The sequence below is a fragment of the Blautia luti genome, assembly GCF_033096465.1.
GTDB lineage: Bacteria > Bacillota > Clostridia > Lachnospirales > Lachnospiraceae > Blautia_A > Blautia_A luti.
The window spans coordinates 2,335,806-2,348,646 of sequence record NZ_AP028156.1; the positions used below are offsets into that span (position 1 = coordinate 2,335,806).

General features: G+C 40.4%; 13 protein-coding genes and 2 pseudogenes. 5 read left to right on the forward strand and 10 right to left on the reverse strand.

What is annotated here, in order from left to right:
• Positions 1–44 precede the first annotated feature (44 nt).
• Together R8695_RS10800 and R8695_RS17705 are read right to left on the reverse strand one after the other, a co-directional pair.
• Positions 45–920, reverse strand: a complete 876-nt coding sequence (locus R8695_RS10800; RefSeq protein WP_118508879.1) for a ketopantoate reductase family protein — start codon at positions 918–920, stop codon at positions 45–47.
• A gap of 19 nt (positions 921–939) precedes the next feature.
• Positions 940–1,088: pseudogene (locus R8695_RS17705) on the reverse strand (ZIP family metal transporter); the annotation flags it as partial.
• Positions 1,089–1,507: 419 nt separating this feature from the next.
• Here R8695_RS17705 and R8695_RS10810 point away from each other — a divergent pair.
• Together R8695_RS10810 and R8695_RS10815 are read left to right on the forward strand one after the other, a co-directional pair.
• A complete protein-coding gene (locus R8695_RS10810) occupies positions 1,508–1,774 on the forward strand; it encodes a plasmid mobilization protein (protein WP_330585177.1) in 267 nt (88 codons plus the stop codon).
• Positions 1,735–1,897, forward strand: a pseudogene (locus R8695_RS10815) (relaxase/mobilization nuclease domain-containing protein); the annotation flags it as partial. The gene R8695_RS10810 and the pseudogene R8695_RS10815, both read left to right, overlap by 40 nt.
• A gap of 864 nt (positions 1,898–2,761) precedes the next feature.
• Here R8695_RS10815 and R8695_RS10820 read toward each other — a convergent pair.
• Positions 2,762–3,997, reverse strand: a complete 1,236-nt coding sequence (locus R8695_RS10820; protein WP_154780494.1) for a serpin family protein — start codon at positions 3,995–3,997, stop codon at positions 2,762–2,764.
• Positions 3,998–4,440: 443 nt separating this feature from the next.
• Here R8695_RS10820 and R8695_RS10825 point away from each other — a divergent pair, with 443 nt between their 5' ends.
• The 3 genes from R8695_RS10825 (at position 4,441) to R8695_RS10835 (ending at position 7,839) form a co-directional block, all read left to right on the forward strand.
• Entirely contained in the window at positions 4,441–5,547 is a 1,107-nt protein-coding gene (locus R8695_RS10825) for an RNA-guided endonuclease TnpB family protein (RefSeq protein ID WP_154780495.1), read from the forward strand.
• Positions 5,548–5,975: 428 nt separating this feature from the next.
• Positions 5,976–6,140: a hypothetical protein gene (locus tag R8695_RS10830; protein ID WP_167515477.1), complete on the forward strand. Its 165-nt coding sequence runs from the start codon at positions 5,976–5,978 to the stop codon at positions 6,138–6,140.
• 25 nt (positions 6,141–6,165) lie between these two features.
• Positions 6,166–7,839 (forward strand): IS66 family transposase, encoded by a 1,674-nt coding sequence (locus R8695_RS10835; RefSeq protein WP_154780496.1) that lies wholly within the window; start codon positions 6,166–6,168, stop codon positions 7,837–7,839.
• 73 nt (positions 7,840–7,912) lie between these two features.
• Here the strand turns inward: R8695_RS10835 and R8695_RS10840 are convergent, their stop codons facing one another.
• The 7 genes from R8695_RS10840 to rpsB all read right to left on the reverse strand — a co-directional run bounded on the left by R8695_RS10840 (position 7,913) and on the right by rpsB (position 12,575).
• A complete protein-coding gene (locus R8695_RS10840) occupies positions 7,913–8,206 on the reverse strand; it encodes a hypothetical protein (protein ID WP_330585170.1) in 294 nt (97 codons plus the stop codon).
• A 3-nt stretch (positions 8,207–8,209) separates the two neighbouring features.
• Positions 8,210–8,569 (reverse strand): PcfB family protein, encoded by a 360-nt coding sequence (locus tag R8695_RS10845; protein WP_154780497.1) that lies wholly within the window; start codon positions 8,567–8,569, stop codon positions 8,210–8,212.
• Between the two features lie 194 nt (positions 8,570–8,763).
• Entirely contained in the window at positions 8,764–8,943 is a 180-nt protein-coding gene (locus R8695_RS10850; protein WP_154780498.1) for a hypothetical protein, read from the reverse strand.
• A gap of 147 nt (positions 8,944–9,090) precedes the next feature.
• On the reverse strand, positions 9,091–9,771 hold the full coding sequence (locus R8695_RS10855; protein WP_154780499.1) for a hypothetical protein: 681 nt from the start codon (positions 9,769–9,771) through the stop codon (positions 9,091–9,093).
• A gap of 415 nt (positions 9,772–10,186) precedes the next feature.
• Positions 10,187–10,453 carry a DUF6075 family protein gene (locus tag R8695_RS10860; RefSeq protein WP_118511660.1) on the reverse strand — a complete coding sequence of 89 codons (267 nt, stop codon included), beginning with the start codon at positions 10,451–10,453 and terminating at the stop codon, positions 10,187–10,189.
• Positions 10,454–10,792: 339 nt separating this feature from the next.
• Positions 10,793–11,731: a translation elongation factor Ts gene (gene tsf, locus R8695_RS10865; RefSeq protein ID WP_019162109.1), complete on the reverse strand. Its 939-nt coding sequence runs from the start codon at positions 11,729–11,731 to the stop codon at positions 10,793–10,795.
• A gap of 100 nt (positions 11,732–11,831) precedes the next feature.
• Positions 11,832–12,575, reverse strand: a complete 744-nt coding sequence (gene rpsB, locus R8695_RS10870; RefSeq protein WP_019162110.1) for a 30S ribosomal protein S2 — start codon at positions 12,573–12,575, stop codon at positions 11,832–11,834.
• Positions 12,576–12,841: the final 266 nt, after the last annotated feature.

The following is a 12,841-nucleotide window of genomic DNA, read 5'->3' on the forward strand; positions in this document are numbered from 1 at the left end:
CCTTTCCCATAGGTTTTCTCACAACACAATGCATTCGCATTTCTTCATTTTTTCATATAAGCATAAAACTGCTTATGCAATTCCCTCATTTCATCTGGTGCCTTCATAGCATGTTGATACATAAATTTATCTCCAAAACTGCTTCCAAATGTAACTACCAGCATATTCGCTAAAAATGGCAAGGGTAAAAAGCGAAAAATATTCATTTTCCATGGTGACAGTTTACCCTGTTGTTTTCGCAAAAAATTAAAATTTCTTTTCAGCCTTTCTGCTGTTTTCCTCATGATTTTCCATTCTTTTTCTACTTTCTCCGGATCGTCTGATTCATAATACGCATCTGCAATCGGTACCACCATAGCAAGATGACAAAGCTGCCATAGATGCATATCCGTTACTTTCTGGTATGGTATATGAGCATGCCTCAATATCTCTGAAAACTGCTTAGTTCTTTCGGATTTATTTCCTGATATTTCTGCAAATGTTGTCGGCTGAATCAACCTTGGAGTAAGTGCTGCATCAAGGATACCATCATCATTTATACTTCCGCCTGCTCCTGGAAAAGCCGGTAATATTCTTCCTTTTCCGACAATGTCTTCCCATTTATTGTAACTGTCCAGTGAATTTATCATTGTAACAATCGTATTACTTTTATTATTTTTCAATTCAGTTAGTGCTTCATACAGCTGATTTTCCCGGACAGTAAGCAAGACAAAATCATAAATATCATCGTTTGGTAGTTCTCCAAGAATCCTAATCTCTGCCTTTATTACTTCCTGATTTTTCTTATATTGCAATCCATTATTTCTTAAAGCCTCAAGTCTTTTACCTCTGGCATAAATATTTGTATCATAACCGGCTTCTGCAAATAAAGCCGCATACAAGGATCCAATCACACCAGCACCATAAATCAATATTCTCATAAGAATCATTCCTCTCCTCTTACCCCAGTGCCACATCCAAGATCATCATCAAACTAAATCCAAGTGCAAAGAAAAGCGTACCGATATTCGAGTGCTGTCCCTGAGACATTTCCGGAATTAGTTCTTCAACCACGACATATACATAGCTCCTGCCGCAAACCCTGCAAGTGCACATTGCAGTAACTTGCTAAGTGTTTTTCTCATAAAAAACACGCATGCTGCACCTAGCGTTGTTTCAACAAATGGAATCAGTATACCTTCAAAAACATTCATTAGCATTATGTATACCCCTGTTTCTTTGGTTATATCGAACATTGTATTCCTCCTAAGTCCACTTGGTCTCCAAGTTTGTTGTAACTAATTATATCTTCTTTTGCATCAAAATTCAATTCACCTCTTTGCCATTTTCAAGCCTCCGAATTGTAGTATTAGTAGAGGGGAAAACGAGGGAAGGGTTACGGTAGCAAGCACAGCCAGCGAGTACCCACTGGCGGATTTTGTGTTTAGGGGGACCCCTGCCCCTAAACACAAAAATTGCTTGCTGGGATAGTTCCAGATCCTTATGAGAAACGGACGCGAAGCGGCTCATCGACGAGAAGATGGCCCAGCTCCCCACAAAGCGGTATGAGGCATACCTGCGGAAAATGGCGATTGACGGATACATCGTCCAGGTGGACACCACCGACATCAATGAGATGACAAAGGCCCTGGGCTCCATCGGCCGGAACATCAGCCAGATCGCCAAGAGGATGAACGCCGGGGGCCCTGCTTATCAGGCCGATATGGAGGAGATACGGGAGAGATTGGAGCAGATATGGCAGTTACAAAGACGCATCCTATTAAGTCAACGCTGAAAGCGGCCATCGACTTATATCTGCAATCCAGACAAGACGGATGGGAAGCTTCTGGTGTCCTCCTTCGGCTGCACCGCGGAGACCGCCAACATTGAATTTGCATGGACCCGCCGCCATGCCATCGATACCTCTCCCGCTCCCGCATCCGGTCCCGTCCCTTCCGGTCCGAGCCCTGGGGGTTGGGGGGATTGATTGGACAGGATTGGATCCTTCCGTACTTGATAGATCTTTTTTTGTTTTTTCTTTACTTGATCTATTAGTATTTAATTGTGCGGGGTTTTCCTGTTCAGGTTCTTCCAAGACAGGAGAAGCCTGTTCAGGATTATCCAAGACTGGATTTTCCCGTTCAGGTTTTTCCGGTTTTGGTTCCGGCGGTCTGGGCTGCTCCAGGATGGTGTACTCGATGGCGCCGAGCTGGCCGTTGGGTTTGCGCCCCTGTATCGCCGCCCGGCCTCCCATGAGGGAAAGAATATGGGCGGCTTCATTTGCGCCGCCCACAGGTGAAAAATAAGGGGATTTCCCACCCGTTTTCATACAGTTTTGCGTGCCCCCGGCAGGGCATAAAAAACGCCACAGGTTTGTGTTACCCATGGCGTTGCCCCGGCAGATGGCCGGTCTATATTCAGTTATATGGTCACGGGGCGGAGGCCCCGATTGACGGGTGCTGTACCCATATCTCGACATTTCGTGGTCTTTCAGCGTATCAAGGCTCACTCAACAGTAGTAAAATCGTAGTAAATGAGGTGGTTTTGACCTGTCTGAAATGCCCGTGGATACAGTGCTTTCAAGGGATAATCAGATTTCGGCTTGATTTTTAGGTTAAAAATGGTGCTGGACATAATACCCAACACCAAGTTTGTCTACAGCCTGAACAATAAAAAGAGCAACTTTAAGTAGCTCTTTTTATTGTTGGTTTGTTCATATTTATTTTTTCGTTTCTTCGCGTTTTGCTTTGTAAAAGTTTTGTTTTTTGTGGGTATAGGCTTATCAGGAAACTGACATGACCTTGCCAATGAACAGGACTTCATCATTATTTCTGTCATAAATCAGAAATGCAAATGGGCGGGTAAGCTCCACGGTTTTGATAATCGGTTCATCTTCCACTGCAGCAGACATACACTCCATGGTAACTGCCGTCACTGCAGCTGCCTTCGTGCCGTTTTCATCCAGCTCCAGTTTTGTTTTCTGTAGTATAGTATCCACATTTACGTTGTGGTCTGCAATACCGGAGAAATCAGCATTGCTGGAAAATATATTGTCCAGCCCCAGATTTGAGAGCATATCGTTCAGAACGGTGCTCGTTTCAAAGTTAAGTTTTGGCATCTTGCAGTCAACTGCATCATATTCTGGATTGGATTTCAGGAGTCCGCTAATATCCAGATCCTCCAGAGTGAAATCACCTTCATCATTTGGCAGGATCCCTATGAAACTTAACCCGTTGGCATAATCCCTGCCAAAAGCAGTAGACTTGTCATTTTCATAATACTGGTCTCCTGTACAGGTCATATATTTTGTCTTTTCTATTTTTCCAAAATTTTCTTCTGTATCAGAAACATTCCAAGGTTCCCCGCTCCATCCGGATTCAAAATACAGGGAATTGGTCAGGCACAGTCCCGTATTGTCATTGATCAGATCCGGAGTAACGATCTTCGGGATCAGCCCTTCTGTATTTTTGTCACACCAGGAATTGATGATATCACATGTTTCCTCCGCGGCAGAAAAATCTACAGCCTCCACTTCTGCCCCAAAACTATTCGATACCGTATTCTTGAATTTCTCCTGAAGTGTTAACCCATCATCCACCCAGACCGCATCTGCTATCTTTACTTTTGACTGATATCCGTAACTCTCATCTTCAGTATTGTATGCCTGAATCTTGTCCAGATACTCCTTTGCATAGGAGGCAAAATCACTGGTTCCCAGATAAGCACTCAGAACTTCTTTTGTCTCTCCTTTCGCACCTTCTGCAATCATGCCGAGTGCAAAATTCAAGCTTGTCGGGCTGAACATGATGTTTTTACCAGAAGCTTCCGTGGAGAGCATGTCTATCAATTTTACGGAATTTTGTAATGCTGTAGTTTTGTCAATATTGGTTTCAGTTTGCACAGTTTCATTTGAAGTAAGAATTTCGCTGGCTGCTGCGGTATCAACATATACGCTGACAGCTGGCATCACTGCTGTCAGTGCTGTCATTATCCCAGCCAGAAGTTGGTTTCTTCTCATAGGGCAGTTCCTCCTTTGGCATTTTATATAGTTTAACATGCCGGTCTATTTGCCGTGTAATTTTAGAAAACCAGATATCTGGATCCTATTTCCTGACAGCCAGAATTTAACAATCGTAGCAAGAATTCCCTCACCTCTATAGGTGATGGGATGAATTGCACATTCGAGCATATCTGCTCAAATTCATAAAAAACCACAAAACGCTTGTTCTGATACAATAAATATATTATAATAGGAAAAGAACAATATGCTCTTGACTTTGGGCCGGTCGAAATAAGTGTACAGAATGAGTTTAGATAATAATTCTCATTCAGTGTTTTTATTTGATCATGGTTATGAAATATAGCAGAAAGATGATGGACAATAAGAGGTCAAAGAGAGCAAAAGAAATCTTTGAAATATAGCACCTGTTGAAACAATCCATTAGTATATAGAGAGTCAGGGTGAGAAAGATAAACCGGGCAGTAAAAATAAGGATCTATCCAAATAAAGAACAGATAACCCAGATAGAGAAGACAATCGGCTGCAGTCGTTTCCTCTATAACAGGATGCTTGCGGATAAGATCCGTTATTATCAGGAAGAAAAAAAGATGCTGAAAAATACGCCGGCCGGATATAAAAAAGAATATCCATGGCTGAAAGAGGTGGATTCTCTTGCGCTGGCGAATGTACAGTTAAATCTGGAAGGGGCTTTCCGGAAATTTTCCCAGGAACCGGGAGTGGGCTTTCCGCATTATAAATCAAAAAAGCACTCGCGGAAATCTTATACAACAAATATGGTGAATGGGAATATCTGTCTGCAGGACAGGTTCCTGAAACTGCCAAAGATGCAGCCAGTAAAAATAAAACTCCACCGTATGATCCCGGAGGAATGGAAGCTGAAATCAGTGACTGTGAGCAGGGAACCATCCGGAAAATATTTTGCCAGCCTGCTGTTCGACTGTGAAAACCAAACAGCGGAGAAAAGACAGGCGGAAAAATTTCTGGGGATTGATTTTGCTATGCATGGAATGTGTGTATTTTCCACCGGTGAAAGGGCCGGATATCCCATGTTTTACCGGAATGCAGAGAAAAAACTTGCCCGGGAACAGAGAAAGCTTTCCAGATGTGAAAAGGGAAGCCGTAACTATCAGAAACAGAAGAAAAAGGTTGCATTATATCATGAAAAGGTAAAGAACCAGAGGAAGGATTTCCAGCATAAGCTCAGCCACAGCCTTGCAGAAGACTATGATGCAGTATGTGTGGAGGATCTGAACCTGAAGGGAATAGCCGGAGGCCTGCATTTCGGAAAAGGGATACAGGATAACGGATACGGTCAGTTCCTTTCCATGCTTGGATATAAGTTGGAAGAACGTGGAAAATATCTGATAAAAGTAGACAGATATTTTGCATCCAGCAAGATATGCAGTGTATGCGGACATAAGAAGAAAGAACTGGCATTATCAGAACGGACATACCTGTGCGAATGTGGAAACCAGATGGACCGGGATGTGAATGCGGCGGTCAATATTCTGGAAGAAGGAAAAAGAATATATATAAAATGTGCATGATAGCACAGAAAAGATCCGTAACCGGATAAAAAAGAACCGCGGGACACGCGGGGATAGCCTGTTTTAGCTTTGCCCTGAAGGGCAATCGAGCAGGAAGCTCCCACTTCAAAATCGTTACTGTTCAGGGGTATGTATAAGTCATTGTAAAAAATGACGAAATTTATTTTTTTTATTTTGTGGATAATCATTTTCAGCTGGAAAAACTGTGTTTATAGTTTTTCCGGCTGTTCTTTTTGTGAAAAGTTATACACCGGATTCTGGTTTTGAGCCCCCTTTCTTGAATTCGCAAGACTTACCTTAGTACTTTTTTTATTATAAAACCAATAGTTATCCACTGTCAGATTAACGAAAGGGTGATTTGGGGTAATTCGCTTTTTTCCTATGTTTTTGTTATACTCTTTTTAACAAAAAACAAGAGAGGTTTCTTCATGGAGATTGATTTAAAAGAAGAGCTTAAGAAACGCGATGAACTTCTTGCTGGTTATCTCAAACAGATTGAGATCCAGGAGGAATTTATCCAGAAACAAAAAGAATTGATCGAATATCTGGAAGATCATATTTCTAAGATCACAGACATAATCAGCGGCATTTGATTATAACTGTGCTGGGGGAAAATATATGCCTGATGCTTATGATTACATCACACTTATGTGCCGGCTGAAAACCGTACAGGCCAGAAATAAAGAACTGGAATCCGGCGAAAGATATATCCAGCTGAAAGAACTCCATCAAAAGGAGTGCAGGGTTTATGAACATAAAATCCAGAAACTGGAATCTGCGATAGCAGATGCACATAAAGAGACAATCCGTGTACGTAACTACTGGTTTCAGGTTCTGGAAGACATGCTCTTGGAGTTTGAGTCTATGCAGAAAAAAGCAGCCCAGGAACTTCAGAAGATGGAGAAGCGAGCCCTTCTTGCTGAAAAACAAAGAGATGATGCACTGGATAAGGTAAAAGAACTCCGGATTCAGTTTTACGAAACAGCTGCCAGACTGGAAGAAGAACAGGGAAAGAATCTGAAACTCCGTGCACAGATAAACCGGGATTATGAAAACTCATCGATTCCTTCCTCAAAGACCATTAAGCGTAAAAAGATCACAAACAGCAGGGAAAAATCAGGCAGAAATCCAGGTGCCCAACCCGGTCATAAAGGACACAGCCGAAAGAAACATGAGCCTACACATCCTATAATACTTCTTTCTCCACCAGAAGCGGTAACTGAAGACTGTGCTTTAAAAAAGACTGGAAAAACGATCATAAAACAGCTGATAAGCATCCGTATGATACTGGATGTGACGGAATATCATGCAGATGTTTATTATAACAGTAAAACGGGCGAACGTGTACATGCTGCATTTCCGGATGGTGTTGTTGATGATGTAAACTACGATGGCAGCATTCGGGCATTTTTGTTTCTCCTGAACAATGACTGTTGTACTTCTATTGATAAGAGCAGAAAGTTCCTGTCAGATCTGACAGGTGGAAAATTAAACATTTCTAAAGGAATGGTAAGTAAACTCAGCAAAGAGTTTGCTTTAAAAACTGAGCCTGAGCGCAGGTCTGCTTGTGCAGATATGCTGCTTTCCCCAGTTATGCATACAGACTGTACAAATGCCAGAGAGAACGGAAAGAGCTGTTATGTATATGTCTGTGCAACACCTGACGGAAAAGCTCTTTATTTTGCACGCAGAAAAAAGGGGCACGAAGGTGTAAAAGGAACTGTTGCTGAAGATTATCAGGGGGTCCTTGTCCATGATCATGATATCACCTTCTACAACTATGGGGAAGATCATCAGGAATGTCTTGCACATGTGCTGAGATACCTGAAATCCAGCATCGAAAATGAACCAGATCGAACCTGGAACAAAAAGATGCATTCACTGATACAGGAAATGATCCACTTCCGAAATAAATCCCAGGTGCCATACACCCCGGAGACAGAAAAATCTTCCGAGTTTGAAAAGCAATACCTGAAGATACTGGAAACTGCCCGAAAGGAATACGAGGACATTCCAGCAAACACTTATTATAGAGAAGGGTATAATTTATTCCTGAGAATGGAGAAATACATGCGGAATCATCTGCTATTTTTGCATGATCTCCGAATACCTGCTACTAATAACGAAGCGGAAAGGCTTCTGAGAAATTATAAGCGGAAACAGGCACAGGCCGTGACATTTAGGAGTTTCGAAAGTATCGATTATCTCTGCAAATGCATGAGCATGCTTATTTTGATGCGCTTGGAAGAACCAGAGAATATATTTGACAGAGTGTCCAAGATATTTGGATAAAGAAAATCGGGAAAAACAGATACTACAGTAATTTGATCAACAATGGGGATTTTAAGTCTCGCATTTAAAGAGATCATAATAACTTTTCCTCTTTATTATCTTCTAACTCTGCTTTATAATCTTCCAGATCCATAAGAAAAATCTCATAGCCTTCATCACTCATGCAGAACAGCTTTCTTATGGTATTGCAGACTAGCCCGATCATATCCGCATCTCCTTTCAGAAATTCTTCATTGAGTTTTCCCTGCAGCTTTGTGATCTGTTCATCGCTTCCCTCTTCCATCTGACACTGGATCAGTTCATTCGTAACATCACGGATCTTCACCATCCCTTTGACACGTTCCGCTGTCATTGCTGGAAGCTCCATGTTCTAGACACCCAAATATTTCTTAAATGCCAGATTCATCATTTCTGTATCCTGCCCTTTAAAAAACACATAGTAGGTCGATGGCTTGGTTGAACTGTCTTTTTTCAAGGCAAAATCTAAGCGGTATTTCTTCGCCACACGTTCAAAAAATTTGATATTTCCATCTGTGACCTCAATATTAGATAAACCAGAATCCTGGCTTTTCAATTCTTTGTATGACTGTTTTCCAACCTTATAAGGATTCTTTCCCTTTTGCTTCTGTCCTGACAGATACTTCCGCAGCATATTTTTTAACACGTCGGCAGTCACTCTTGCAGTTTTAACCGACAATGCGATTGTTTTCTGTGTAACTTCTTCCTGCAATTTGCACGCCTCCTTTCGATTCCGATCAGCAAATTACGGTGGTACTAACAGATGGGGAAGATATATTTTCATTGGAATTTGGCTCCTTTCCACTTCCCGACAAATTGTCGAGAAGTACTCTTTTAAATATAAAAAGCCGGCTGATTCCAATTTCTACTAAATTGAACCAACCGGATACAAACTAAATATTTCGTTTACTCTTTTTCTTTTCCGAATATCTTATTATATTCTTTTTCCACTTTTTTATTATCAGGGAACATCTCCTTTTCTACCATAACTCTCCCTCTCTTTAACATATCACTTCCTGCTAAACTTTTAAATTTTTCTCTCGTTTCTTTTACTCCATTTCCATGTAAAGTGCTTTCTACTACCATATCATCCTGAAGCAGTGCTGAGCTTGATAGTAAATGTGTATATCCCATAGAAATATTAGTTGATGCAGTTATTCTTTTTAATCCATATATTTGCTTATTTTTCTCTAATTGTACAAAATTGAATTGTGTCTGTAAAATTATTTTATATTATTTTTTTAGTTCCACTGGACAATCCTTTTTCCAAAATATAACATACATTACAGCATTACCAAATCTTATCGCTAATGTACTTTCATTTTCTGGAATAGTGATTGAATTAAAATTATGTGGTAGTTTAAACAAGAATTCAATTCCAATACTTGTTCCTCGTAGCTTAGGATTTTCGCATATTTGTAATGGTTGGTAGTTATAAACTTCCTCCAGTACAGGAGTTGTATTAATATGCAATCCCATAAATATGTCAAAATTATCGGAAAGCTCTACATTTTGCAAAATACAAGGAATATACTCTTCCATAAAACTACATTCAATCTTTCTGCTTCTAAAATAATTATATGCTATTTTTAATATCCACTTGGCAAAAAGATCATATTCTATTGTTTTTTCTATTACGGCATCTTTCATATCGTAATCTATTTCATCTTTAAACTGCTTCTTTATTAATTCGCCTCCATAGCTATCCAATTCCGACAAAGCTCCATTATTACATCCCGCACAGACATCAGCAATTGTTAACCCCGAATTATCTTTAAAAATCTTTTCCGGTGTAAAAGACACATCCTGCTCCGGATATAATTGTAATAATGTCTGAGGAAAGATATGCTCCGCCGTACGCTTCACTTCACCAAAAAATTCTCTTTTACAATACGCACATGTTTTACTTTTCATACCTTAGTCTCCTCCCATTTAATTTGTTACATCGTAGTTTACTATATTTTGTTAAAATTGTCACTTACTCTCCAACATATAAATTGTACTGAACTGCACATGCAACTTTTCTTCTTCCCAATCCATTTGATCCATCAGCAGGCACTGGAATAATACATCTACATCCTGCAATTTATAAATCCTGTTGCACGTTTCTGACAAACCTTTCAATTCCGGGATCTCTTGCATTGCGTTTCGCCTGTGCATAAGGCATTGCAGATATAATGCTTCCAGATGTTTCTGACTGAAAATAAGTGCTGTGATATCCTGTTCATTAACAGTACATTTACGTTTTTCTAACTCTTCCTGGGAAATATCCAGAAAACACCGGATATTTTCGACATATACATCACCATCAAATGTTGGATGCTTTTTCTTAATCCATCGTTTCGCCGCTACCGCTTGTCTGCCATCCTTCTTGCAGACATTCTGGCTTCACACTGCCATTTTTAAAATCATAAATTCTGTTAATGTGTTTTCGTGTATCTCTGTCAATTCCAAGACAATATACCAATGCTTCGTGATATACGTCTTTCCATCTGCATTTAGGCAGATATTCCAAATAGAATTCCTTATGTTCTTTGCTCATAAAAGTTATTGTGCGAGCATCCTCGCCAGCTGCACCTATCGCTGTATTTGCCATACTGATTTCCTCCTTATGAAATTAGCTTTTAAGTTAATAATTTGATTTTTGAAAATTATAGTGATCTGATGAAACCGCTGATAATTTGAGTAACTTCGCTGAAGATTGCAAGCCTTTGCTTTTACTCAGTTTTTCCTTACTCTATACTCAATTTTGGGAAATTCTTGTTGATTTCCAGCGATGCTTGGCGGTATTTAGGACTTTTTTAGAAAAATATAGAAAAAAGCCCCGAAAACCTTATAATCACTGTGAAACGTAGTGTTTATAAGGCTTTCAGGGCCTTTAAATACTTAAATTCAGACTTATTAAAATAATATAATGAAAACTTAAGTTAATGGATTATTTACCCATCTGCTTTGCAACTTCTTCTGCAAAGTTCTCTTCTTTCTTTTCGATACCATCACCTGTCTCGTAACGTACGAAACCTTTAACAGTAATCTTAGCACCGTTTTCTTTAGCAACCTGCTCTACGTATTTAGCTACAGACTGTTTTCCGTCTTCAGCTTTAACGTATGTCTGGTCAAGAAGGCAGATTTCTTTAAGCTCTTTTTTGATACGTCCTGTGATCATTCCTTCGATAACCTTAGCCGGTTTCTGGGATTCTTTCGGATCGTTCTGAATCTGAGCCATAAGGATTTCTTTCTCATGCTCAATGTATTCTGCGCTTACTTCGCTGTCGCTTGTGTACTGTGGTTTCAGAGCTGCAATCTGCATTGCTACGTTCTTAGCCATTTCTTTAACAGCATCGTTAACTACGTCTGTTTCAACGTCTACAAGAACACCAATCTTACCGCCCATATGTGTGTAGGAAGCAACGAAACCGTTCTCTTCTGTAACCTGAGCAAATCTTCTGATGTTCATGTTCTCGCCGATAACTGCGATCTGAGCTGCAAGAGCTTCTTTAACAGTCTTAGTTGTATCAAGTGCCCATGCTTCTGCAAGGAAAGCATCGATATCTGCTGCTGTTGTGTTCATAGCCTGAGCTGCTACGTCTGCAACGTAGTTCTGGAATTTTTCATTCTTAGCTACGAAGTCTGTCTCAGCATTAACTTCTACAACAACTGCTTTCTTTCCGTCTTCGGAAACTAAAGTTTTGCAAAGACCTTCTGCTGCTACACGGCTTGCTTTCTTCTGTGCTGTAGCAAGACCTTTTTCGCGAAGGAATTCTACTGCTTTATCCATATCACCTTCTGTAGCTGTAAGAGCTTTCTTACAATCCATCATTCCGGCGCCGGTCATTTCTCTTAATTCTTTTACCTGTGCTGCTGTGATAGCCATTTCATTTTCCTCCTGAATAATATTCGTAAATCGCCCGGAGGGGCTTTTCCTTTTTCAATGACAGGAAAGCCTGTCGGCTTTCCTGTACTGGTTCAAAAAATTATTCTTCTGTAGCTGCGAACTCTTCAGATTCAGCTTCGATTTCACCGTCTACATCTGCAGTACCCTGTTTTGCTTCGATAACAGCGTCTGCCATTTTGGAAACGATTAATTTTACTGCACGGATTGCATCATCGTTACCAGGAATTACATAATCCAGTTCTTCCGGATCACAGTTTGTATCGCAGATACCGATAAGCGGGATTCCTAATGTATGAGCTTCCTGTACGCAGATTCTTTCTTTCTTAGGATCTACGATGAAGATTGCATCTGGAAGTCTCTTCATTTCTTTGATACCACCAATGTTTTTCTGTAATTTGGCAAGTTCTTTTTTCAGCTCAATAACTTCTTTCTTAGGAAGAACGTCAAATGTTCCATCAGCTTCCATAGCTTCGATCTGTTTCAGTCTTGCAATACGGCTCTGGATAGTTTTGAAGTTTGTAAGCATACCACCTAACCATCTCTCGTTTACATAGAACTGTCCGCAACGCTCTGCTTCTGTTTTGATAGCATCCTGAGCCTGTTTCTTTGTTCCTACGAATAAGATGCTTCCACCGTCTGCTACGATATCAGCGATTGCATTGTAAGCATCGTCAACCATACCTACAGACTGCTGTAAGTCGATAATGTAGATACCGTTTCTCTCTGTGTAGATGTATGGAGCCATTTTAGGGTTCCATCTTCTTGTCTGATGTCCGAAATGTACGCCTGCTTCTAAAAGCTGTTTCATTGAAATAACGCTCATGTTTGTTCTCCTTTTTGGTTAATTTCTTCCGCCCGGTTCTTTTTCCTGGGGACCCAGCCTCACACCGCAGGGCACCATCCGCGGGAATCTCCGAACGTGTATATTTTTGCATACGCAATAGATGCGCATGACTCGCAACTCTTGTAGTATAGCATACAAAAACCCTCCATGTAAAGAGGATTTTTTGCAAATTTTTTATTATTATTACAGGTTTTTCCAGGTTCTGATTTACTTCTGCAAACTCAGTTTCCCGCATTTTATCGCCT

Bases quoted from the DNA above. Each gene is read 5' to 3' on its own strand.
- tsf (WP_019162109.1), bottom strand. From the start codon at position 11,731: ATGGCTATCACAGCAGCACAGGTAAAAGAATTAAGAGAAATGACCGGC.
- R8695_RS10860 (WP_118511660.1), bottom strand. From the start codon at position 10,453: ATGGCAAATACAGCGATAGGTGCAGCTGGCGAGGATGCTCGCACAATA.
- rpsB (WP_019162110.1), bottom strand. From the start codon at position 12,575: ATGAGCGTTATTTCAATGAAACAGCTTTTAGAAGCAGGCGTACATTTC.
- R8695_RS10830 (WP_167515477.1), top strand. From the start codon at position 5,976: ATGGAGATTGATTTAAAAGAAGAGCTTAAGAAACGCGATGAACTTCTT.
- R8695_RS10835 (WP_154780496.1), top strand. From the start codon at position 6,166: ATGCCTGATGCTTATGATTACATCACACTTATGTGCCGGCTGAAAACC.
- R8695_RS10840 (WP_330585170.1), bottom strand. From the start codon at position 8,206: ATGGAGCTTCCAGCAATGACAGCGGAACGTGTCAAAGGGATGGTGAAG.
- R8695_RS10820 (WP_154780494.1), bottom strand. From the start codon at position 3,997: ATGAGAAGAAACCAACTTCTGGCTGGGATAATGACAGCACTGACAGCA.
- R8695_RS10850 (WP_154780498.1), bottom strand. From the start codon at position 8,943: ATGGTAGTAGAAAGCACTTTACATGGAAATGGAGTAAAAGAAACGAGA.
- R8695_RS10855 (WP_154780499.1), bottom strand. From the start codon at position 9,771: ATGAAAAGTAAAACATGTGCGTATTGTAAAAGAGAATTTTTTGGTGAA.
- R8695_RS10800 (WP_118508879.1), bottom strand. From the start codon at position 920: ATGAGAATATTGATTTATGGTGCTGGTGTGATTGGATCCTTGTATGCG.